This is a genomic window from Ruegeria sp. CDSC042 (assembly GCF_059610745.1).
In genome coordinates this window covers 112,196-133,067 of record NZ_JBXWOF010000010.1, presented here as the reverse complement: position 1 = coordinate 133,067, position 20,872 = coordinate 112,196, and the positions used below count along the sequence as shown (strand labels likewise).

Here is a 20,872-nt window from a genome sequence, read left to right as displayed (position 1 = left end):
GAGGGTGTATTCCGGAAATTCAGACCTCTACTTCATCGGTATAGCAGGGTATGGTGCCTCAAAACGATAACCGGGCAGAGTTTGAGCATGACTGAGTCCAGGCGCCGCAAGGCACCGCTTGTGGCGGACAAAAGATACGCGTCGAAGGGGCGAAAACCCACGGCGACCAAACGCACTGCGAAACCCGCAGGCAAAAAGGCTGCGGCGCGCAAAACGACAACCCGCAAAAGCACACGGAGAAAGACACGCCGGAAATCCGGCGGTGGTGGTGGCTTTTTTCGCCGGTTGTTTCGCTGGGTCTGGCGCCTGATCTGGGGGGTAAGTTGGCGCGTGGGCGCTGTGGCTGCCCTGTTGCTGGCGCTGGCTGTCGGGGTTGTCTATACGTCTTTGCCTGATGTCGATGCTTTGCTAGACGGGCGCGCGCGCGGGTCGGTCACGTTGTTGGATCGGGATGGCAAAGTCTTTGCCTGGCGCGGGGATCAGTTCGGCGGGGTAATCACCGCGGACACGGTTTCTCCGTATCTGAAAAATGCAGTGGTCGCCACCGAGGACAAGCGATTCTACCGCCATTTCGGCGTCAGTCCTCGGGGTGTCGCTAGCGCTGTGCGTATCAACCTGCGCGAAGGCCGAGGTCCGCTGTCTGGTCATGGCGGATCGACCATCACCCAGCAGACGGCCAAGCTGTTGTGTCTGGGCGTGCCTTATGTGCCAAGCGAATGGGAGTCTGAGGCCGCCTATGAGGCTGATTGCCGTCAGGGATCCCTGTGGCGCAAGGGCAAAGAGGCTGTCTATGCGATGGCGATGGAGGTCAAATACTCCAAGGATGAAATCCTGACCATCTATCTGAACCGCGCCTTCCTGGGATCTGGCGCACGCGGATTTGAGGCCGCAAGCCAGCGCTATTTCGGAATCTCCGCAGCCGAGGTCAGCCCCTCGCAGGCGGCGATGCTGGCCGGTCTGCTGGTGGCGCCGACGCGCTATGCGCCGACAAACAACCTGCAACGCTCGCAGGATCGGGCGCAGTTGGTGATCGGGCTGATGGAGGCGCAGGGCTATCTGTCCTCGGCCCAGGCCAGTGGCGCGCGCAGCAACCCAGCGCAACTGTCCGAGGCTGCGGCTGCACGCGCCGGTGGGTATTTTGCCGATTGGGTCATCACGGAATTGCCCAGCTTTTTCGGCTCGGACACCACCGATGATGTGGTGATCCGAACCACGCTGGACCAGCGCCTGCAGAAATCCGCAGAAGAGGCGTTGAAATACATCTTTGAGGAGAAGGTGCGCGAAGGGTCCAAGGCGCAAGCTGCCATCGTGGTGATGTCCGCAGATGGGGCCGTGCGGGCGATGGTCGGCGGGCGCAAGACCCGCGTATCGGGCGCATTCAACCGGGCCACACAGGCGCTGAGGCAAACAGGGTCATCCTTCAAACCCTTCGTCTATGCCACAGCGCTGGAGCTGGGCTATTCGCCGCTGGATACGGTGGTCGACGAGCCCTATTGCATCAATATCGCCGGGTCGGGGCAATGGTGCCCCAAGAACTATACCAACAAGCACTATGGCCGCGTCACGCTTGCTGATGCCCTCAAGAACTCGTTGAACATCCCGGCGGTGAAAGTGGCCGAGGTTGCCGGTCTGGAAAATGTCCGTACCGTCGCCAGTGAGTTCGGCATTGAAAGCAATCTGGCCGAGGGACCCGCGCTGGCGCTGGGCGCATCGGAAAGCACGCTGATTGAGATGACCGGGGCCTATGCCGGTATCCTGAACGGCGGTTCTGCAGTTGAGCCCTATGGGTTGACCGAGCTGAAGCTGCTGGGAGACGACGCTCCTCTGATGGCGACGAGCACCGGCATCGGTGAGCGGGTGATCAACGATAAGGCAGCCAAGCAACTGACCTGGATGATGGAACGTGTCGTGTCCGAAGGCACGGGCGCGCGCGCGAAACTGCCCGGCTGGCAAGTGGCAGGTAAGACCGGCACCACCCAGGCGGCGCGGGATGCCTGGTTCATCGGGTTCACGGCTGATTATGTGACCGGAGTCTGGATGGGTTATGACGACAACACCCCCCTGTCCGGCGTGACCGGCGGCGGGTTACCTGCGGAGATTTGGAAAGAGACGATGGTGCGCGTGACCGAGGGGATGACACCCTCTCCGCTGCCAATGCTGGCCCCCGATCCGCCCGTCCGGCAAGCGCAACCCAGACGTCAGCGCCGCAATCAGGGCAATGGGTTCGAAAATGCGATCAACAACCTACTGAACAACATCTTTGGCAACTGATGTAGGCAAGGAAAAGTCGGCGCGCAGGGTCAGCCAATGACAGCATATGGTGCAGAATGCCCGATTCGCATCCGTATCAATGTGAATTCCATCTCTGAACTGCTCTGCCGCTGCCAACATTGCAACTTCCGATATGCGGACAAAGCCGACCTTGGAGAAAAGCGAGGTAATGCTTGAAAAATCTTGCTTCCGCTGGGATGGTTTCTCCGACAGAATTTTCTGAGGAATTTCGAGTGCATTTTCCCAAACTTGCCGCGGTTTCGTCGATTGCTCTTGCAATAACCAGTTCGCAAGCGCTCTCCCAGGATGGGGGACCGATACTGTTCACAAACGTCAACGTGTTTGATGGTGTGAATGAGGAATTGATTACAAATGCCAATGTCGTTGTAACCGACAATCTGATCACAGATGTGTCCTCAGAACCCCTCGCCGTCGCCAATGGTATCGTCATCGACGGCGGTGGACGCACGTTGATGCCTGGCCTGATCGACGTACACTGGCACACGCTTTACTGCTGCAATCCGCAGAGCGTGGTTGTGACCGGCGATATTCTTGAGGTCGCGGTGCGGGGTGCCATCGGGTCCGAAGGCACATTAATGCGCGGCTTCACTACGGTGCGCGACGTTGGCGGCAATTCATTTGCCATAAAACGGATGATTGACGCAGGCGAGATCGAAGGCCCTCGTATCCTGCCGTCCGGCCCGCCCGTGACACAAACCGGCGGCCACTTTGACTATCGCCCCTACCAAGCGGTTCCGACGAACGGCGCGGATTCGCAATGGTACTGGTACAGCGTTGGTTTGATGGCGCAGGCTGATGGTGTTCCGGAAGTGGTCAAACGCGCGCGTGAGATCATGCGCATGGGCGCGACCCAGCTTAAGATTTCCACCGGCGGCGGGGTGTCATCTACCTATGACCCTCTGGATGTACGCCAATACACCAAGGCCGAAATCGAGGCATTCGTAGAGGTGGCTGACACCTACAACACCTATGTTGCATCTCATGTCTTCACGGACGAGGCAGTGGAGATAGCCGTTGCCGCTGGCGTTAAGTCCATCGAGCATGGCTTCTTGATGAGCCGCGAAACGATGGAACTGATGCGCGACAACGACGTGTGGTTGTCAGTGCAGCCTCTTCTGGATGACGAGGATGGCTTTTCTTTCGACGACCCTGTTAGCCAGCAGAAATGGATCGACGTCACCAACGGTACAGATTTCACCTACAAAACGGCGAAAGAAGTTGGCGTGAAAGTCGCTTTCGGCACCGACATCCTGTTCGATCCCAAACTGGCCGAACGTCAAGGCGCGTTCCTTGCCAAGTTGCAGCGCTGGTACACGCCATACGAGGTGCTGAAAATGGCGACTTCAACCAATGCTGAACTGCTCAAACTCTCAGGCCCGCGCCACCCCTATCAACAAGGCGATTTGGGTGTAATCGCAAAGGGCGCTTATGCCGACTTAATCCTTGTGGACGGCAATCCGCTGCAAGATATCGACCTGATCGCAGACCCGCATGAGAATTTCGATCTGATCATGAAAGACGGCAAAGTCTACAAGAACACGCTGGACTGAGTTCCAGATGAAGTCCTTTGCTCAAAGCCAACTTTGTAACAACTGCTTTGGGCTCAGAGCGGACTAACGTCGTCCGTGGCAAGAGCCCGAGCAGACTACGTGCCAGTGATCCACGCCATCGGCTATAGATGGGCGGCGCATCTGGCGCCGCCTCTATTTTCGGGTGTGACCTCTGATCAGAGGCTGTCGTCCAGCGCTGCCAGAATCGCGTCGCCCATTTCCGTGGTGGAAACCGGCGTGACCCCTTCGTCGGCCAGCAGGTCGCCGGTGCGGACACCATCGGCCAGGACTTTTTCGATCGCAGCTTCCAGACGGTCAGCCTCGGCCCCCTGATCGAAGCTGTAGCGCAGGGCCATGGCAAAGCTCAGGATACAGGCGATCGGGTTGGCTTTGCCCTGACCGGCGATATCGGGGGCGGAACCGTGGACCGGCTCGTACATCGCCTTGGGGCGGCCATTGGCCATTGGTGAGCCCAAGGAGGCGGACGGCAGCATGCCCAGTGAACCGGTCAGCATCGCGGCACAGTCCGACAGGATGTCACCAAACAGGTTGTCAGTGACGATCACATCAAACTGCTTGGGCGCACGCACCAGCTGCATCGCGCCATTGTCGGCATACATGTGGCTCAGCTCGACCTCGGGATAGTCCTGAGCGACCCGGTTTACGACTTCGCGCCATAGAATGCCGGATTCCATGACATTGGCCTTTTCCATCGAGCACAGTTTCTTGTTCCGGCGCATCGCCAGCTCAAAAGCCGAGCGTGCGGCGCGTTCGATCTCGGATTCGGTATAGCGCTGGGTGTTGATGCCGACGCGTTCATTGCCTTCCTCGAAGATGCCGCGCGGCTCACCGAAATAGACGCCCGAGGTCAGCTCGCGCACGATCATGATATCCAGACCGGCAACGATGTCTTTCTTCAGCGACGAGAAATCCGCCAGCGCGTCAAAGCATTGTGCCGGGCGCAGGTTCGAATACAGGTCCATCTCTTTGCGCAGCCGCAGCAAGCCGCGCTCGGGCTTGAGACTGAAATCCAGATCGTCGTATTTGGGTCCACCAACAGCACCTAGCAGAACTGCGTCCGCCTCCTGCGCCTTGGCCATGGTTTCGTCCGACAGCGGTTTGCCATGGGCGTCATAGGCGGCACCGCCGACCAGATCCTCGCTCACGTCGAATTCCAGGCCGCGCTTGGCACCGAACCAGTCGATGATACGGCGCACTTCGGCCATGACTTCGGGGCCAATTCCGTCTCCGGGCAGGATGAGGAGCGAGGGGTTGGACATGAAGGATCTCCTTGCGTTTGACAGCAAAGGCCCTAGCGCCTGCGCCGCATCGGGTCAATGAGACGAACCGGCCTAAACGCAGGTTCTGCACGGGAAATCGGGTTTCCGTGCCCTTGCTACGTCACGGATAGTGTGAATCAGTCAGAGATCGGCCTTTATCCCTTCGGCCAACATATCCCAGACTCGTCGGATTCGTGTCGTTTGCCGCATCGCCTGCGGTGCGGCAAGCCAAACCGGCAGCGCAGGGATTTCGACGTTTATGTCCAAAACCTCTACCTCTGGGTCGGCCTCGGCAACTCTCACGGCGCTAAAACCGATACCGCAGCCCGCGCGGACCAGTTCCCAATAGGCTGTTTGAAAGTCGCAGCGTGTGGCAAAGCTGTCCCGGTTCACTGGCCAGCCCATTTCGCGCATGCCGATAATGATCTGCTCGTTCGCATCAAACCCGACAAGGTCATGGCTCAACAGATCGTCGGGAGAATTGGGGCGGCCGGCACGATCCAGATAGGACCGGCTTGCGCAAAAGCACAGTCTGATTTCCCCCAGATGTTTCGTGATGATGTCCATCTGTTCCGGCCGAAACATCCGCACTGCGATATCGGCCTCGCGGTAGAGCAGGTTCTCGGTGGCATCGGTGGCGACCAGTTCCAGTTGTATCGCGGGTTCTGCTGCCCGTATTTGGGCCAGAATCGGCGGCAGCAGGTGATGAGAGGCAAAGACCGACGCGGTGATGCGCACCGACCCCTCCAATTCCTGAGACTGGCCTGCGGCCGTCAGGCTGAACGCGTTCATGGCTACGTGCATCTGTTGTGCCATCGGGAAAAGTTGCGCCCCAACTTCGCTTAGCTTCAAGCCCCGCGCATGCCTGTCAAACAGCGAGACTCCAAGTTCATCCTCAAGTGCGTGGATCTGGCGACCCAGGGTGGGCTGGCTGCGGTTCAACTGCCGGGCAGCGGCAGACAAAGATCCGGTTTCCGCTACGGCCAGAAAGCTTTGGATCAGAGACCAGTCAGAGTGGGTGATAGATTTGTCCATTCAAAAATGAATACACGTTCTGCGTTTGGCGGCAATTCCTGAATTGAACTGAATGGCTCATATTAGATGGACAAGAGGAGGCTTATATGACGGGAACAGTCCTTATTCTGGGTGCGACGGGTCGGTTTGGACGCAATGCCGCAATAGCTTTTCGCGAGGCGGGCTGGACCGTACACTGCTTTGATCGCAAGACGCAGGACCTGAAGCGATCTGTCGAAGGGGTGGATGTTGTCGTCAATGCCTGGAATCCGGCCTATCCGGACTGGGCGCGACAAGTCCCCGAACTGCATCGTGACGTGATCAATGCGGCAGCGGATCACGGTGCAACTGTGATCCTTCCCGGCAATGTCTATGTTTTTGGCGCGCAAACGCCGGGGCCATGGTCGGGTGCAACACCGCATGCGGCGCATAATCCCCTGGGCAGGATCCGGGTTGAGATGGAAGAAGCCTATCGAAAATCCTCGGTAAGAACGATTCTTCTCAGGGCAGGTGATTTTATTGACACTTGCGCCTCGGGGAACTGGTTCGATCAGGTCATGATCAAGCCTTTGGCACGCGGCAAGATGGTTTATCCCGGTCGCCCGGATATACCACACGCCTGGGCCTATCTGCCCGACCTGACCCGAGCGGCCGTTGCGTTGGCTGATATCCGCCAGGACCTTCCCCGTTTCTGCGAGGTTCCTTATGCCGGGTTTACCCTGACCGGCCGGGATATTGCGCAATCCTTGTCGCGGGTGACCGGTGCCGAAATAGCTGTCAGCCCCATGAAATGGTGGCCGATTCAGGCACTGCGGCCTTTCTGGAAGTTGGCGCCACATCTGGTTGAGATGCGCTATCTATGGGATCTGCCGCATAGTTTGGACGGCGCATTCTTTGACGACCTTATCCCTGGATTTCAGACGACCGACTTGGACACGGCGATGGCTTCTGCGATCCCGAAAACAGCCAAGCAGAAAGCGACTTTGGTCAGAACTGCCCGGGCCTGACCAGCGTTAGCGATGTCCCAGGTCCACCCAGACAAGCCGGTGCCGGCTGGCCTGTTCGGCGATTGCGCGCAGGTCTGCGCCCGTGTCGGGCCAAAAGATGCCCGCATCCACAACGCGTAGATCTGCCGAGGGCAGAACGTAATCAACCCGCATCTCTCCGACGGCTTTCCACTCAACCGTGGCCAATGCCCCCGAGGGGGTGGCAGGCCTTGCATCCTGCAACCGCGGGTCTGCCAGCAAGCCCTGGATAGCCTCTTTCCGGCCTTCCCCGCGCGTGGGGTCCAGATTTGCATCCCCAGCAATCACGAAGGGCCCGAGTGGGGCAGGGCCCAGAGCACCGTCCAGCACAGCGTTCCACAAGCGAATTTCGTCACGATTGCGCAACCCGTTCCGGTCCTCGGGTCCGTCGAAAACGGGCGGGGTCGCGTGAAATGTCATCAGGTTCAGGTGGCCGATCGGGGACTCGATTGGTACGATCCAATGTGCCACCGAGGACAGTCGCTGAATGCGCTGGGCGGCTTCAGAGGGAAATGGCGTGCCATCGACCGTCGGCAGATCAGCCCCCGGCAGGTCGCGCCACAGTACTCCCGAGAAATCCTGCACGTCATGGCCTATGGGAAACCGGGACAGAATGGCCAGCCCGCCCCGACCGGTGAACTCGCCATAGCCTTGGGAATCTCTTGGTCCATTGGCCTGCCCGTCCCCGTCCAGATCCAGACTGGTTTCCATTCCTGAATTAGGCTTGGCGGTAAAGTGATAGGGATAGTCCAGCCCCTCGTCGCGCAGCGCCTCACCGAATGCGGTCAGCGTTTCGCCATTGAGATCCCAGTCGATGCCCTGCAAGGCAACGATATCGGGTTGGGTTTCCATCAACACCCGCATCACAGCACGAACCTGCGCATCCCCGCGCCGGATATCGCGCAGCAGAATGCCCGGTCCTTTACGGCTGAGTTCGGTGTTGAAGGTGGCTATGCGTATCGTCTCTGCCTGTGCTGCGAATGGCAGCAAAAGCAGCAGAAAAACACGAATCATGCGGTCTGTGTTGTTTCAGTCGTAGAATAGGCGCGGCGTTTTTCGACAATCAGGTTTGCAATGCGCAGTGTCGCCATTCCTCGCATGATCATGCTAGCAGGCAGAAAGGCCCAAGCGCTCAACGTCCAGATCAGCGTCTGGGGGCTGTTCAGCGAGATCGGGCTCACATAATCGGTCAGGATCTTGATCAGAGCCGGGATTACAAACGGCAGCAGGACGCCGATCGAGATGTTCAACCGTCCATCACGCTGCAGACGGGTCACGACATCGCCACCCTTGGTCGGATCGAACAGCGGCAGATTGGTCCAGACGTTGAAGGCTCCGTTTCCGGTGGGCCAACCACGTATTTTCACCGCGTAGTAGAAACTGGCGATTGTGACCATAGCTGCGACATAGGCCACACTGGCAGCGATACGAACAAGTTCGATCAGCGGCGCGCTTGCGTTGACAGGCAGCATCAACACGATCAGACGCACGGGTGAATAGGGGAAATCGACCACATTGGCGACGCCCAACCCGATCACATAAAAACCTGAGGTCAATTCTGTCGGCGAATAGGCGTTTTTGCAGATCAGCGTCAGGAAAGCGACCATCGAAACCAGCCCAACAAAGCGCAAGCGGTTCACTGGTGGTGCGTCGCGAAATTCAATAAAGCTTGGGAAGGCCGAATTATATTCGGCGAAGGTCAGGAAAAACGCGAGAATGGCGAGAAAGACGACAATCTCGGTCCCATTCGTTGATGATACGGGCAAGTACAACGCGGGTGTCAGCACCAAAAGTGCAACCAATATTCCCCGAATTGCCGCCCCTGTTGTGCGCGCAATCACTATCCGAACCCTTTCAAACTGGATTAGCCGATTCTTTGCCGACTTCATTCCAACTTGTGCCTGCCACGTTACCGTTGCAGCAGATGTCATCTCTCACCAATGTTTTGCCATGGTGGGTGCCTGTACCCGCCGACATTGGCGATAAGCGACATTTCGCTCAAGCCAGGTGGCAGAAAACACTCAATTTTGGGCAAAATGATGGCGCAACTGGTGCGGGATTGCATCATTTTTGACGCAAATCCGACGTGTGTTTCAAGTCGAGACCTATATGTAGTGGTTTCGCCGTTCAGAACCCCAAGAAGGCGAATGGGGACGCCGTGGCGTCCCCATAAAGTTGAGTATCAACAGATTCGTTCCCAGAATCACACCCAGGGGCGTGCCTGGCCCGCATGATCCTCGAATTTCTCGATGTGATGGTCTTTTTCCATCGTCAGGCCAATATCGTCCAGACCGTTCAGCAGGCAGTGCTTACGATGAGAATCCACCTCGAATTCGATCACGACACCATCGGATGTGGTGATTTGCTGATCTTCCAGATGCACGGTCATGCGGGCGTTTTCGCCTCTATGCGCGTCTTCCATCAGAACCGCATGATGTTCTTCCTCGACCACGATGGGCAGGATGCCGTTCTTGAAGCAGTTGTTGAAGAAGATGTCGGCAAAGCTGGTCGAGATCACAACCTTGATGCCGAAATCCTTGATCGCCCAGGGCGCGTGTTCGCGCGATGAGCCGCAGCCGAAATTGTCGCCGGCCACCAGAATCTCGGTTTTCCGATAGGCGGGTTTGTTCAGAATGAACTCTTCATTCTCACCGCCGTGATCGTGATAGCGCATCTCGTCAAACAGTACGACGCCAAGGCCGGATCGTTTGATCGTTTTCAGGTGCACTTTCGGAATGATCATATCGGTGTCGATATTGATCAATGGCATCGGGGCGGCCACCCCGTGGACTTTGTCAAACTTTTCCATGTCTACACTCCTGCGGGGGAGGGCCGCGCCCATGCCCCGCGTTTAAGCTTGTTTCGCTTCAGTTGTTTCGCCTTTGGGTGCGTCTTTGATGAAGAGCGCCATGAAGACCAGGCCCAGACCGTTGAACACCATTTCGATCCCCAACAGGATGCCGAGCAGTTGCAACAGCACGACGGGATCGGTTGCTGCGAACCGCCAGATGAGCATCGCCAGAACAATCGACATCACGCCCGAGATCAGTGTCGCCCAGAAATACTGCGTACCTTTCATCTGGAACGACAAAATGACCCGCGCAATACCGCCTGCCATGAACAGGATCAGACAAACCGTCGCCAGCGTCACGGTGCCCTGCAGCGGGTGATCCAGGAAGGACCAGCCCAGAAACAGCATCACCGCACCCATAATAAGCGACAGGATCTTGTTGCCGGTACCCTCGACGGTGAACCCGCCGACCACCTGCAATGCCCCTGAAATCAGCAGCAGTACGCCGGTCACCACCGTTACGGCAATCGACGCCACTGCAGGCGCGCCCAGCACAAAAAGGCCGAACACTATGGACAGAAGCCCCATCAGGAGCCATTTGATCCAGTCACTCATGTCTTAAATCCCTCAAATATCCAGTTATGAGGGCAGCTTACATCAACTCGCGGACGTCTGTCAGCCGTCCTGTGATTGCCGCTGCGGCAGCCATTGCGGGGCTTAGCAGGTGGGTGCGCCCGCCGCGGCCCTGACGGCCTTCGAAGTTGCGGTTTGAGGTTGCAGCGCAGCGCTCGCCCGGTTGCAACTGGTCGGGGTTCATCGCAAGGCACATGGAACATCCCGCCAGACGCCATTCGAACCCGGCCTCTTTGAAGATCTCGGCCAGACCTTCTTCCTCGGCCTGCGCGCGGACAAGGCCTGAACCGGGCACAACCATCGCCCGCATCCCGTCCTTGATCTTTTTGCCCTTCAGAATCTCGGCAGCGGCGCGCAGGTCCTCGATGCGGCCGTTGGTGCAGGACCCGATAAAGACGGTGTCGATTTCAACGTCGCTGAGCTTCTGACCGGCTTCCAGACCCATATATTCGATCGACCGGCGGGCCGCATCGACTTTGCCGCCTTCGAAATCCTCGGGGTGAGGCACGGATGCAGTGATCGGCAGCACGTCCTCGGGGCTGGTGCCCCAGGTGACGACCGGCGCGATGTCTTCGCCGCGCAGGGTGATGACCTTGTCGAAATGCGCGTCTTCGTCGGTGAACAGCGTTTTCCACCAGTCCATCGCCGCTTCCCACTGGGCCCCTTTCGGTGCGTGTGGGCGGCCTTTGACATATTCGAACGTGGTCTCATCCGGGGCGATCAGGCCGGCGCGGGCACCGCCTTCGATGGCCATGTTGCAGACGGTCATGCGGCCTTCCATCGACAGATTGCGGATCGCTTCGCCGCAATATTCGATGACATAGCCGGTGCCACCAGCAGTGCCGGTCTCGCCGATCACGGCCAGAGTGATATCCTTGGCGGTCACGCCCGGCTGCAGTGTGCCGGTGATTTCCACCTTCATGTTCTTGGATTTCTTCTGGATCAGGGTTTGCGTGGCCAGAACATGCTCGACCTCAGAGGTGCCGATGCCATGGGCCAGAGCACCAAACGCGCCATGGGTAGCGGTGTGGCTGTCGCCGCAAACAACAGTCATGCCGGGCAGGGTCCAACCCTGTTCGGGTCCGACGATATGCACGATGCCCTGGCGAACGTCATTCACCGGGTAATAGTGAATGCCGAAATCCTTGGCGTTCTTGTCCAGTGCCTCGACCTGAATGCGCGATTCGGGGTTTTCGATGCCGTTCACGCGATCCGGCGTGGTGGGCACGTTGTGATCCGGTACCGCGATGGTCTTTTCCGGTGCGCGTACCGGGCGACCCGCCATACGCAGGCCTTCGAAGGCCTGCGGGCTGGTCACTTCGTGGACCAGATGGCGGTCGATATACAGCAGGCAGGTGCCATCATCGGCTTCGTGCGCGACATGGGCATCCCAGATCTTGTCATAGAGTGTTTTGGGGGACATCGGTCCTCTCCCGTATGTATTGAGATTTAGCTGGCGAGTGGCTGGACGCCGCTTATAGGCGGGCCAGAACCGTGCGGGCGGCCCCAAAGAACCGTTCACGCAGTCGCGTGCGGTCTTGCAACGTAGGTGCTGGGGTCAGATTGAGTCTCATGCGCATCAGATATATCGCGTCAGTCCGTCAATCAAGGCGCAATCCGGCGACGGGCTTGCATCATGCGTCAACGCTGTCCAAGCTGGCAAGCAGGAGACGTGCATGAACCCAGACCTGATACCCAGTTCGCTGTCTGATCTGTATCAGACCATGATCGAGGCCTTTTCCCTGCAATTCGATAGACTGGTCGATCTGGTCATTACACCGGGCTGGCGTCAACATCAGCTGGTCATCATCCTGGGTCTCTGGGCGCTGGCCTATGTGTTGAAGCTGGTTACGCAGGGCCGATGGGAGGCCTGGGCCCGTGCCCGCTCTGGTTGGCCCAAATGGCGGTTGCGCACGCTGATCCAGCTGATGCAGCGTCTGACACTTGTCTATTTCGTCACGCTGTCCTGGATGCTGTATCTGGTGATGCAGCAGATCACCTGGCCATCGCGCAGCTATATCATCGGGGTGGTGGCAACATTGGCGACCGCCTGGCTGGCGATTGCGTTAGTGGCCCGTCTGGTCCGAAACCGGACGCTGCGGCGAATTTTCAAATGGGCAATGTGGGCTTATGCGACGCTGATTGCGCTGAACTTGACCGATGACGTCGCTGGGTTTCTGGATGGGGTGGCGATCTCGATCGGGGATCTGCACCTCTCGGCGTTGGGTATCCTCAAGGCGCTTTTGCTGATTGGCGTGTTGTTGACGCTGGCCCGTCTTGGCACCGGTGCTGCTGAACGTGGCCTCAAACGCAATGACGATATCTCGCCGTCAATGCAGGTCTTGTTGGCCAAGGGATTACAGGTCGTCATCTACGGCGCCGTCTTCATGGCCGCCATTCGGACGCTGGGCTTTGATTTGACTGGTATTGCGCTGTTGTCGGGGGCCATTGGTGTCGGCATCGGCTTTGGTTTGCAGAAAGTGGTGTCGAATCTGATCTCGGGCATCATCATCCTGATGGATCGGTCGATTAAACCGGGCGATGTGATTTCGCTGGGCGACACGTTTGGCTGGATCAACGCGCTGGGCGCGCGCTATGTCTCGGTGGTAACGCGGGATGGGCGCGAATACCTGATCCCGAACGAGGATTTGATCACCAATCAGGTGGTGAACTGGTCGCATTCGGACCGGTTCGTGCGGCTGGATCTGACATTTGGCACAAGTTACACGGATGACCCCCATAATGTGCGGGCAACGGCCATCCAAGCGGTTAAATCTGTCGAGCGTGTGCTCAGTGGCCACGGACATGACGCGGTCTGCCACATTACGGGGTTTGGCGACAGCAGCGTGGATTACGTGCTGCGATTCTGGATCAGCGATCCGACCAAAGGGCTGACCAATATACGGGGCAATGTCTATCTGGCGCTGTGGGACGCGTTTCAGGCCGAAGGCATCTCGATCCCATTCCCGCAGCGAGAGGTGCGCGTGCTGAATGACGACACGGATGCGCAACAGCTTGCCACCGACTAAGCAATCGTTGCGACCCTTTGGTCTGTGTTCATTGAAATGTTGCAATCTCCTTGCTACCTTATTAGTACCCCGGCGCCGGGATATCATGGCGCGCAGCAAAGGAGGACTATGTCCTGTCTCTACACACTCAGGCGGGTTTGCCCGCCGAAGATGGGGCCAATATGATGGCCCACTCTCAGTCAATCAGCGACAAGCTGCTTGAACGTATCCTTTCCTCACTTTCCGATGACAAGGCCGAAGACGTCGTGCAGATCAACCTGCAGGGCAAGTCGTCTGTCGCGGATCACATGGTTATTGCCTCGGGTCGGTCGACCCGTCAGGTCTCGGCCATGGCGGAAAAGCTTACGGATCGCATCAAGCAGGAATTCGGATTCACCTCGAAGGTCGAAGGCAAGGATGCCGGCGACTGGGTGCTGATCGATACGGGCGACGTGGTCGTTCATATCTTCCGCCCCGAAGTGCGTGAATTCTATCAGCTGGAAAAGATGTGGCAGCCTGCGGGCAGCAGCGCCTCGGCGAACTGAGGCGCTATCCCGGCCTGCATTAACGGGCCGGAGGCGAGAGAGATATGCGGATCAGCATAGTTGCGGTCGGGCGATTGCGTGCCGGACCCGAGAAATCCCTGCTTGATGATTACCTTACCCGATTTGATCGGACCGGCCGCGCGCTGGGCCTTGGGCCTGCGCGGGTGATCGAGGTCGAAGACAAGAAAAACGCAGGGATGGGGGCCGAGGCCACATTGCTGCGCAAGGCGCTGCCCAAAGGCACCGTAATCTGCACGCTGGATGAACGGGGGCGGGTGATGTCCTCGCCCGATTTTGCCCAAAAGCTGGGCAGTTGGCGCGATGCGGGGCGGCAGGATCTGGCGCTGATCATTGGCGGTGCCGACGGAATAGATCCTGATCTGCGCGCCGAGGCGGATTTCTCCATCTCTTTCGGGTCCATGGTCTGGCCCCACATGCTGGTCCGTGTGATGCTGGCCGAGCAACTTTATCGGGCCGCAACCATCCTGTCGGGCGGTCCCTATCACCGGGTCTGACATGGCGCAGCTATTGATCGTTTACCATTCACGCACCGGCGGCAGCCACCAAATGGCCGACGCTGCAGCCGAAGGCGCGCGCGATGAGGCCGACACCGTTTTGAAGCCCGCAGAGCGGGCCGGACCCCAAGATCTGCTGACCGCAGATGGTTATATCTTCTGCGCACCCGAAAACCTGGCGGCGATTTCGGGCGTGATGAAAGAGTTTTACGACCGCTGTTATTATCCGGTTCTTGGTCGCATCGAAGGTCGCCCCTATGCCCAGATGATCTGTGCCGGGTCAGACGGGCAGAATGCGGCACGACAGACGGCCCGAATTGCAACCGGATGGCGGCTGAAAGAAGTTCAGTTGCCGTTGATCATATGCACCCATGCACAAACGCCCGAGGCGATCCTGGCCGAAAAACGCATCCCCGAAGAGGCGCTGCAGACATGCCGCGACTTGGGGCAGGCGATGGCCGCAGGGCTGACGTTGGGCGTGTTCTGAGGTCAGTTCAGCGGCACAACAATGGTTTCGTCCGCCCAGCCATCCACGCTGCAACGGGCCTGTATCTGAACCTGCGATGTACCATCCGGAATTGCCACCCCGCCCAGCGAGCGGGTAAAGGGCTGTTCCGTCTCATGTGGGTGATGCAACACACGCATCCCCAGCTCATTCCCATCCATATCCAGCACACGCCAGCCATCGGCATAGTGATCCCATCCGGTGTCCGGATGCCGGATCGTCACGTCGAAACGCCAACTGCCACCGCTAGACGAGGCGTTGACCTGCTCGATCGTTGGCGGATCGGCTAAGGTGGGGCTGGCCAGAAAGGTGCAGAGAATCACATATCGCATGTTTCGATCCTAAACTCTTGGCGGGCCCCACAAAGGTTTTCTTTTTGGCTACATAGCGTTTTACGCGGGTAGATCCGACTCCAAACGGAGGGCTGGGGAATTGTCCACGGCAGCAAACCGACATCCTAGTGCTGCCAGATCGCCAACAGCACGTGGACAACTTCTATGCAACCAGTTGCAATCACTATGGTATCAGAGCATCATATGAAACGTATTTTGCTCGCACAACCAATACCTTCAGTATGGTTCGTTATCGAGCAAGGTCGATCTGTATGTCGGGATCAATTCCTCTATTTGCTCCACAAGTATGTCAAGATCACTCAGTTGCGTTCGGTGATTGGAAATGGCGCAGCGCAGCGCATAGGTCGACCCAACTCTCGTGTCAGAGAGCGCCGCAACCCCATCTTCCTGCAGTCGCAGCATGACTTCTCGGTTGAGGGCTTCGAGATTGGATTCCGTCATGTTGGGCAGGCAAATGCGAAAGCACACGATGTCCAACACAGGATCGGCTAAAAGTTCGATATCCTGTGCCATTCGGATGCGATCCGCCAGATACTCTGCTTGGTTGATGTTCTGGTCGATCAGCCGACCAAATTTTTCGACACCATGCTCCTTCAGGCTCATCCAAACCTTAAGCGCCCGGAACCCGCGCGATGTCTGAATGCCAAAATCATGTAGCCAATCGGCAGCGGCGACGCCACGTGGTTCCTTCTCCAGGTATGACTGGCTAAGTGCGAAAGTATCAACATGTTGCGATTTGTCTTTGACCACACAACAGCCAACCTCAAACGGTGCATGCAGCCATTTATGTGGGTCCAGCGCAACAGAGTCAGCTTTGTCCAGACCTTTTAGCTTATCTCCGTTTTTAGGAGCAATAGCGGCTAGTGCTCCGATGCAACCGTCCACGTGAAGCCAGAGACCTTCGCGCCGGGACACATCTGCGAGTGCGGACAAATCGTCAATTGCGCCGGTGTTGATAGTTCCAGCTGTTGCGATAATGGCGACTGGCTGGATGCCATGCGCGCGGTCTTCGGCAATCTGTGCACGCAAGGCTGTAACGTCCATCGTATAGTCTGATCGGGATGGCAGGCACCGCAGGGAATTTGATCCAAGGCCCAGCACTTCCATTGCAGTCAGATGGCAGCCATGAACCTGATCGGACGCATAAAACGCCAGCCTAGCACCGCCGACCCCATGTTCCCTGATGGTTTGCTGGCCGAGAGCTGTGTTGCGCGCAACCGTGAGGCCTATCAGGTTGGCTACGGAGCCACCACTGGTCAAGGTTCCACTAGCACCAGCCGGGAACCCGACCATGGTCTTGAGCCAGTCCACCACTTGCTGGTCCATAAGGGCTGCGGCGTGATTTCCGCCGCCGAGGTTTGACCCCAGAATGGCAGCTAAAAAGTCGCCGAGAGCGCCGGTGAAATTGCTGGCACCCATATACCACATCCAAAATCTGGGATGGATGTTACCCATTGGATAGGGCAGCAAGTTGGTTTTCATCTCTTCAAAGACTGTATCAAGTGGCATTCCCGATCTCGGTAGCGCTTCTTTGTATGTCGCGCGCACGCTGTCTGGCATGTTTTGCCAAACAGGAGATTCGCGCACATTGGAAAGCCGAGACACAGCTTCATCCACCATGCGGTACGCCGTGGCACGCATGGCCTCCCAGTCTTCCGGGTCGAGTGTTTCTTCCTGATGCAGCATTCTGTCCATTACTCGCCCGCCATTTGCGCACTTGGTGTGGACAGGGAAATCGCGCGTTCCTCGTTGGTCATCTCGGCCTCGATGTCGTCAAACAAAGGCGTCGAAAGATAGCGTTCAGCCGTATCTGGCAACATCGCCAAAATAACGGATCCTTCCGGGGCGTTCTTAGCAACTTGCAGTGCTGCCAGAACCGTGCCGCCACCTGACACCCCCGTCAGAATGCCCTCTTTCTGGGCAAGCTGCTGTGCCATTTTGATCGCGCCAGGACCGGCGACAGGCATCAGTTCGTCAAATGATCCATTGTCCAAAGCTTCTTGCAACACAGCCGGGATAAAGTCAGGTGACCAACCTTGAAACGGGTGTGGTTGCCAAGCCGAATGACCGGCGACAGGGCTGCCATCAGAATTGCGATCCTGCGCAATCCCACTTCCTACGAGTCCGGCATTTTCAGGTTCGGTCAGGATAATCCGGGTATCGGGTGACTCGCGGCGCAGTACGCGCGCGACTCCGGTCAATGTGCCTCCTGTGCCAAATCCCGTTACAAAATGCGTCAGCCGCTTATCCTTGAAATCTGCGATAATTTCAGGACCTGTTGTCATTTCATGAACTTTTGCATTCGCGTCCGTTTCAAATTGACGGGCCAGAAACCAACCGTTGGCCTCGGCCAGCTCTACCGCCTTGTTGTACATTCCCATCGCCTTTTCGGCCCGCGGTGTCAGCACCACTTTCGCCCCTAACACCCGCATGAGGCGCCGCCGTTCGACGGAAAAACTGTCCGCCATTACGATCACCAATGGATAGCCCTTTGCAGCACACACCATCGCCAGACCAATTCCGGTGTTGCCGCTGGTTGCCTCAACAACCGTTTGGCCTGGTTTTAGCGCCCCGCTTTTCTCGGCTTCTTCGATAATGCTAAGCGCTAACCTGTCTTTGACAGATGCTGCGGGGTTGAAAAACTCGGCTTTGACAAAAAGCTCTACGTGATCGGGTGCTAGATTGTTGATCCGGACGACCGGCGTTTGTCCGATTGTTTCGTTGATATTTGCGTAAATCACTTTCCTAGCCCCTCTTTGAATGGATGATGATCTGCATTAATGTACTGACTTTGCCCCATGGTTCGCGCACAAGCTTGCAGACAGCTTGTAGAAATGGTGTAGAATTTCGCGACTTCTGATAGATTTCTTTCATGAAATTCTGTTTTGGCAATTTCGAGCTGGACCACGCTGCCGCTGAATTGCGGTATTCGGACGGTCAAGGCGTTCACCTTGAACGGCAAGTTTTCCTGTTGCTGAGCTTATTGGTCCAAAACGGCTCGCGCGTGACGACATTGGACGAAATTGTCACCAAAATCTGGAATGGCGCACCAATTTCAGACGCCGCTATTGCAAGCCGTATCCGATCTGCCCGTGCCGCTTTGGGGGATGACGGGAAAACGCAAAGCATCATCCGCACGATCCGGGGACAGGGCTTTCGGTTCGAATTGCCGGTGACCAAAAAGGTCGACGCAAACCTCGCAGAGACGCTGATCATCAATGAAGGGGTCGCTCCATCCATTGCCGTGTTGCCGTTTCAGGCCTTTGGAGAAACAGATCAGGCTAGGGTGATCGCTCCGGCCCTTGCACATGAATTGATTGTGTCGTTGTCGCTGACAAAGTGGGTGACGGTCATTGCGCGCGCCTCAAGTTTCCAACTCGGTAGCGTTGCAAACACGCAAAGTGTGCGCGAGCAGTTAGATGTAAGATATGTGCTGTCGGGTAGCGTCGAGATTAACGGACCAAATCTGACCGTGTCGCCGGTGCTTGCTGCTGCGGATTCTGGACAAGTGATCTGGGCTGATCGCTACACTGGCCTGATTGATGACATTTTTTCTATCAAGGCAGATGTCACCAATTCTGTAGTAGCAGCGGTCGAACTCCATGTTCCGCGCCACCAGGCCGCCGAGGCCCGACGGCAGGATATTGAATCCCTCGACGCCTGGAGCTTTTTCCACCTTGGACTAAACCACATTTATCGGTTCACCCAAGAAGACAACGCTTTGTCTGCCAGATATTTCAAAGAAGCTCTTGCCCGTGCGCCCAATTTTGCACGTGCCCATGCCGGGCTTTCTTTCGTTTCTTTCCAGAAGGCGTTTACCGGTTTCGGCGCCGATCGCGGTGTTGCCGCTCAGGATGCCTTATCTGCTGCTGAACGGGCAATGGAACAGGCCCCCGATGACCCGTTTTCCAATTTTGTGCTTGGGCGCAGCTATTGGATTCAGCAAGATTTGGATACCGCGGTGCATTACTTGCAACAGGCTGTTTCGCTAAATCCAAATTATGCGCAGGGTCACTACTCGCTCGGTCTAGTGCAAGCGTTGAACGGCGTCAGTGATAACATTGACCAACGTGCAGATCTGGCGACGCGCCTCAGCCCGCTAGACCCGTTGCTCTATGGAATGCACGGCATGAAAGCATGGGCACGGATCAACAGTTGCCAATGGGAAGAGGCCGCGCATTGGGGGGATCTGTCTGCACGCACACCCGGCGCGCATTTCCTCATCGATATGTTAGCGGCTATGGCCCATCAGGCGAATGGAAACATAGAAGACGGCCGTAGATTTGCTGATTGCGCCCGCAAGCGTCGCCCGGACGCGTCACTAGATCATTTTTTCGCGGCCTTCCCCCTTCCTAAGGGTGAGGCAAGAAACACAACACGTGCAGCGCTCACAGCGTTAGGATTCTAGGATTACGTCAGAAATCAGCGCCGTGATTGGTTTTGGTGGGCGACCAAAAAGTAATGAGCGCCGTTACCAACGATAAGTAATCATTGGATTGAGGCGCAGCAATCGGCATTTTGGGCTCAAATCGGCAATTCATTGTGCGTTGATCAAAAAGTTCGTTTCGACCCACACGAAAACCAGCTCGTAACAAGGAAGAACTAAAGGCGGCGCAGTAACGCCACAGCCATGGCATTAGATCACGACGGCGTATTGTCTGCCTGTGCCAGTAGGATCGCGCGGGATTGCGAGGCGAATTCGCGTCGGTAAAGCAGGCCTGCAGTGATAACTGTGCCGACGATCAACGCGAGTGGCCCCAGAAACCATGCAAGCAAGGCCAGTGCGAAATAGGTAGAGCGCAGCCCGCGGTTAAAGCTGCGGGCTGCGGTGACGCAGATTTCGGCCGATTGCGTGGCGCGGGGATAGGCGATGGGATCTTCGGGCTCATTCGGGACCGCGGCCATCAGTACCGCGCAATAGCCGAACAGACGATGCGCCCAGACATATTTCAGAAAGGCATTGGCCAGCAGCAGGACGACGGCGAGTATCTTGATCTCCCACACCAGGGCTGGAAAGCTGCCGATGGCCAGATCACTGGCGACACCGGCCAGACGCTCGGTATTGCCCAGCAGGGCCAGGCCACCACCGATGGCAATCATCGTGGTCGAGGCAAAGAAGGTACTGCCTTGCCGCATCGTGGCCACGACCTGCGCGTCAAACATCCTTGGCTGGCGTGTGACCATCTCGCGCATCCAGTCGCGGCGATACTCATCCATCATCAAGGCCACTGACCGCTTCTTTGGCGACGGGTTTTCGATCATCCACCCAAGGCACAGCCAGGCCCCCATCATCAGCGTTATGGCGGCAAAATCCAAAGGGGCAAACAGAGCGGCGCGGTCAATCCAGGTCATGGCCGTGAC

Annotated in this window: 20 protein-coding genes; 8 read left to right on the top strand and 12 right to left on the bottom strand. The window is 57.3% G+C overall.

Going from position 1 to position 20,872, the window contains the following annotated elements:
- Positions 1-87: 87 nt before the first annotated feature.
- Both AC2FHX_RS17935 and AC2FHX_RS17930 read left to right on the top strand, forming a co-directional pair.
- The gene (locus AC2FHX_RS17935; RefSeq protein WP_496703030.1) at positions 88-2,271 is read left to right on the top strand and encodes a transglycosylase domain-containing protein; all 2,184 of its coding nucleotides are present in this window, start codon (positions 88-90) and stop codon (positions 2,269-2,271) included.
- 233 nt (positions 2,272-2,504) lie between these two features.
- A complete protein-coding gene (locus AC2FHX_RS17930) occupies positions 2,505-3,842 on the top strand; it encodes a metal-dependent hydrolase family protein (RefSeq protein WP_496703031.1) in 1,338 nt (445 codons plus the stop codon).
- Positions 3,843-4,018: 176 nt separating this feature from the next.
- On the opposite strand, the gene leuB is transcribed toward AC2FHX_RS17930, so the two are convergent.
- Both leuB and AC2FHX_RS17920 read right to left on the bottom strand, forming a co-directional pair.
- Complete coding sequence (gene leuB, locus AC2FHX_RS17925; RefSeq protein WP_142638396.1) at positions 4,019-5,122, bottom strand: 3-isopropylmalate dehydrogenase; 1,104 nt, start codon at positions 5,120-5,122, stop codon at positions 4,019-4,021.
- A 141-nt stretch (positions 5,123-5,263) separates the two neighbouring features.
- Entirely contained in the window at positions 5,264-6,157 is an 894-nt protein-coding gene (locus AC2FHX_RS17920) for a LysR family transcriptional regulator (RefSeq protein WP_142638394.1), read from the bottom strand.
- An 86-nt stretch (positions 6,158-6,243) separates the two neighbouring features.
- Between AC2FHX_RS17920 and AC2FHX_RS17915 the strand changes: the two genes are divergently transcribed.
- The gene (locus tag AC2FHX_RS17915; protein WP_496703033.1) at positions 6,244-7,143 is read left to right on the top strand and encodes a sugar nucleotide-binding protein; all 900 of its coding nucleotides are present in this window, start codon (positions 6,244-6,246) and stop codon (positions 7,141-7,143) included.
- Positions 7,144-7,149: 6 nt separating this feature from the next.
- Here the strand turns inward: AC2FHX_RS17915 and AC2FHX_RS17910 are convergent, their stop codons facing one another.
- The 6 genes from AC2FHX_RS17910 to AC2FHX_RS17885 all read right to left on the bottom strand — a co-directional run bounded on the left by AC2FHX_RS17910 (position 7,150) and on the right by AC2FHX_RS17885 (position 12,159).
- Positions 7,150-8,175 (bottom strand): endonuclease/exonuclease/phosphatase family protein, encoded by a 1,026-nt coding sequence (locus AC2FHX_RS17910; RefSeq protein WP_496703034.1) that lies wholly within the window; start codon positions 8,173-8,175, stop codon positions 7,150-7,152.
- Positions 8,172-9,002, bottom strand: coding sequence for a hypothetical protein (locus tag AC2FHX_RS17905; RefSeq protein ID WP_496692682.1), 831 nt, complete (start codon positions 9,000-9,002; stop codon positions 8,172-8,174). The genes AC2FHX_RS17910 and AC2FHX_RS17905 overlap by 4 nt, the downstream gene beginning before the upstream one ends.
- A 362-nt stretch (positions 9,003-9,364) precedes the next feature.
- Positions 9,365-9,970 (bottom strand): 3-isopropylmalate dehydratase small subunit, encoded by a 606-nt coding sequence (leuD, locus tag AC2FHX_RS17900; RefSeq protein WP_496703036.1) that lies wholly within the window; start codon positions 9,968-9,970, stop codon positions 9,365-9,367.
- A gap of 42 nt (positions 9,971-10,012) precedes the next feature.
- The gene (locus AC2FHX_RS17895; protein ID WP_271950915.1) at positions 10,013-10,567 is read right to left on the bottom strand and encodes an HdeD family acid-resistance protein; all 555 of its coding nucleotides are present in this window, start codon (positions 10,565-10,567) and stop codon (positions 10,013-10,015) included.
- Positions 10,568-10,604: 37 nt separating this feature from the next.
- A complete protein-coding gene (gene leuC / locus AC2FHX_RS17890) occupies positions 10,605-12,008 on the bottom strand; it encodes a 3-isopropylmalate dehydratase large subunit (protein ID WP_496697309.1) in 1,404 nt (467 codons plus the stop codon).
- A gap of 52 nt (positions 12,009-12,060) precedes the next feature.
- The gene (locus AC2FHX_RS17885) at positions 12,061-12,159 is read right to left on the bottom strand and encodes an isopropylmalate isomerase (RefSeq protein WP_271950909.1); all 99 of its coding nucleotides are present in this window, start codon (positions 12,157-12,159) and stop codon (positions 12,061-12,063) included.
- Between the two features lie 102 nt (positions 12,160-12,261).
- Here AC2FHX_RS17885 and AC2FHX_RS17880 point away from each other — a divergent pair, with 102 nt between their 5' ends.
- From AC2FHX_RS17880 to AC2FHX_RS17865, 4 genes are all read left to right on the top strand, one after another.
- Positions 12,262-13,614, top strand: a complete 1,353-nt coding sequence (locus AC2FHX_RS17880) for a mechanosensitive ion channel family protein (protein ID WP_496703038.1) — start codon at positions 12,262-12,264, stop codon at positions 13,612-13,614.
- 161 nt (positions 13,615-13,775) lie between these two features.
- Positions 13,776-14,138 carry a ribosome silencing factor gene (rsfS, locus tag AC2FHX_RS17875; RefSeq protein ID WP_496692685.1) on the top strand — a complete coding sequence of 121 codons (363 nt, stop codon included), beginning with the start codon at positions 13,776-13,778 and terminating at the stop codon, positions 14,136-14,138.
- A 44-nt stretch (positions 14,139-14,182) separates the two neighbouring features.
- On the top strand, positions 14,183-14,653 hold the full coding sequence (gene rlmH, locus AC2FHX_RS17870) for a 23S rRNA (pseudouridine(1915)-N(3))-methyltransferase RlmH (RefSeq protein ID WP_496703039.1): 471 nt from the start codon (positions 14,183-14,185) through the stop codon (positions 14,651-14,653).
- A gap of 1 nt (position 14,654) precedes the next feature.
- A complete protein-coding gene (locus AC2FHX_RS17865; RefSeq protein WP_496703041.1) occupies positions 14,655-15,140 on the top strand; it encodes a flavodoxin family protein in 486 nt (161 codons plus the stop codon).
- Positions 15,141-15,142: 2 nt separating this feature from the next.
- Here the strand turns inward: AC2FHX_RS17865 and AC2FHX_RS17860 are convergent, their stop codons facing one another.
- The 3 genes from AC2FHX_RS17860 to cysK all read right to left on the bottom strand — a co-directional run bounded on the left by AC2FHX_RS17860 (position 15,143) and on the right by cysK (position 18,252).
- Entirely contained in the window at positions 15,143-15,490 is a 348-nt protein-coding gene (locus tag AC2FHX_RS17860) for a hypothetical protein (protein ID WP_142638371.1), read from the bottom strand.
- A gap of 237 nt (positions 15,491-15,727) precedes the next feature.
- The gene (locus AC2FHX_RS17855; protein WP_496703043.1) at positions 15,728-17,206 is read right to left on the bottom strand and encodes a pyridoxal phosphate-dependent decarboxylase family protein; all 1,479 of its coding nucleotides are present in this window, start codon (positions 17,204-17,206) and stop codon (positions 15,728-15,730) included.
- Positions 17,206-18,252: a cysteine synthase A gene (gene cysK, locus AC2FHX_RS17850; RefSeq protein WP_496703045.1), complete on the bottom strand. Its 1,047-nt coding sequence runs from the start codon at positions 18,250-18,252 to the stop codon at positions 17,206-17,208. Before cysK ends, AC2FHX_RS17855 begins: the two co-directional genes overlap by 1 nt.
- A 131-nt stretch (positions 18,253-18,383) precedes the next feature.
- Here cysK and AC2FHX_RS17845 point away from each other — a divergent pair, with 131 nt between their 5' ends.
- On the top strand, positions 18,384-19,919 hold the full coding sequence (locus tag AC2FHX_RS17845; protein WP_496703047.1) for a winged helix-turn-helix domain-containing protein: 1,536 nt from the start codon (positions 18,384-18,386) through the stop codon (positions 19,917-19,919).
- Positions 19,920-20,152: 233 nt separating this feature from the next.
- Here the strand turns inward: AC2FHX_RS17845 and AC2FHX_RS17840 are convergent, their stop codons facing one another.
- Complete coding sequence (locus AC2FHX_RS17840) at positions 20,153-20,863, bottom strand: DUF599 domain-containing protein (RefSeq protein ID WP_496692691.1); 711 nt, start codon at positions 20,861-20,863, stop codon at positions 20,153-20,155.
- Positions 20,864-20,872: the final 9 nt, after the last annotated feature.

Excerpts from the sequence above, each read along its gene's own strand:
- AC2FHX_RS17855 (WP_496703043.1), bottom strand. The coding sequence starts at position 17,206 with ATGGACAGAATGCTGCATCAGGAAGAAACACTCGACCCGGAAGACTGG.
- AC2FHX_RS17880 (WP_496703038.1), top strand. The coding sequence starts at position 12,262 with ATGAACCCAGACCTGATACCCAGTTCGCTGTCTGATCTGTATCAGACC.
- AC2FHX_RS17865 (WP_496703041.1), top strand. The coding sequence starts at position 14,655 with ATGGCGCAGCTATTGATCGTTTACCATTCACGCACCGGCGGCAGCCAC.
- AC2FHX_RS17910 (WP_496703034.1), bottom strand. The coding sequence starts at position 8,175 with ATGATTCGTGTTTTTCTGCTGCTTTTGCTGCCATTCGCAGCACAGGCA.
- AC2FHX_RS17895 (WP_271950915.1), bottom strand. The coding sequence starts at position 10,567 with ATGAGTGACTGGATCAAATGGCTCCTGATGGGGCTTCTGTCCATAGTG.
- leuB (WP_142638396.1), bottom strand. The coding sequence starts at position 5,122 with ATGTCCAACCCCTCGCTCCTCATCCTGCCCGGAGACGGAATTGGCCCC.
- AC2FHX_RS17920 (WP_142638394.1), bottom strand. The coding sequence starts at position 6,157 with ATGGACAAATCTATCACCCACTCTGACTGGTCTCTGATCCAAAGCTTT.
- AC2FHX_RS17885 (WP_271950909.1), bottom strand. The coding sequence starts at position 12,159 with ATGAGACTCAATCTGACCCCAGCACCTACGTTGCAAGACCGCACGCGA.
- AC2FHX_RS17935 (WP_496703030.1), top strand. The coding sequence starts at position 88 with ATGACTGAGTCCAGGCGCCGCAAGGCACCGCTTGTGGCGGACAAAAGA.
- AC2FHX_RS17915 (WP_496703033.1), top strand. The coding sequence starts at position 6,244 with ATGACGGGAACAGTCCTTATTCTGGGTGCGACGGGTCGGTTTGGACGC.
- rsfS (WP_496692685.1), top strand. The coding sequence starts at position 13,776 with ATGATGGCCCACTCTCAGTCAATCAGCGACAAGCTGCTTGAACGTATC.
- AC2FHX_RS17860 (WP_142638371.1), bottom strand. The coding sequence starts at position 15,490 with ATGCGATATGTGATTCTCTGCACCTTTCTGGCCAGCCCCACCTTAGCC.
- AC2FHX_RS17840 (WP_496692691.1), bottom strand. The coding sequence starts at position 20,863 with ATGACCTGGATTGACCGCGCCGCTCTGTTTGCCCCTTTGGATTTTGCC.
- rlmH (WP_496703039.1), top strand. The coding sequence starts at position 14,183 with ATGCGGATCAGCATAGTTGCGGTCGGGCGATTGCGTGCCGGACCCGAG.
- leuD (WP_496703036.1), bottom strand. The coding sequence starts at position 9,970 with ATGGAAAAGTTTGACAAAGTCCACGGGGTGGCCGCCCCGATGCCATTG.
- AC2FHX_RS17845 (WP_496703047.1), top strand. The coding sequence starts at position 18,384 with ATGAAATTCTGTTTTGGCAATTTCGAGCTGGACCACGCTGCCGCTGAA.
- leuC (WP_496697309.1), bottom strand. The coding sequence starts at position 12,008 with ATGTCCCCCAAAACACTCTATGACAAGATCTGGGATGCCCATGTCGCG.